Source organism: Salmonella sp. SAL4457 (assembly GCF_046548235.1).
Taxonomy (GTDB): domain Bacteria; phylum Pseudomonadota; class Gammaproteobacteria; order Enterobacterales; family Enterobacteriaceae; genus Salmonella; species Salmonella enterica.
In genome coordinates this window covers 1-372 of the sequence record NZ_JBGDZO010000128.1, presented here as the reverse complement: position 1 = coordinate 372, position 372 = coordinate 1, and the positions used below count along the sequence as shown (strand labels likewise).

The 372-nt window shown below is 65.6% G+C and carries 1 protein-coding gene; it reads left to right on the top strand.

Annotated elements, in window-relative coordinates:
• Positions 1-4: 4 nt before the first annotated feature.
• Positions 5-372 (top strand): SDR family NAD(P)-dependent oxidoreductase (locus ACLJNW_RS23555; RefSeq protein WP_410961133.1); only part of this gene is annotated, 368 nt, incomplete at its 3' end.

The window sequence follows — 372 nt, the reverse complement described above, 5'->3', positions numbered from 1 at the left end:
CCCCATGGTCGACCACTCCATCAAAGGCAAGACCGTCCTCATCACCGGCGGCGCCAAGAACCTGGGCGGGCTGATCGCCCGTGATCTCGCCGCCCACGGCGCGAAGGCGATCACCATCCACTACAACAGCGCCGCGAGCAAGGCCGATGCCGACGCCACCGTCGCCGCGCTGCAGGCAGCCGGAGCCAAGGCGGTAGCGCTGCAGGGCGATCTCACCAGCGCCGCGGCCATGGAAAAGCTGTTCGCCGACGCCATCGCCGCGGTGGGCAAGCCGGACATCGCCATCAACACCGTCGGCAAGGTGCTGAAGAAACCCATCACCGAGATCAGCGAGAACGAATACGACGAGATGAGCGCGGTCAATTCCAAGTC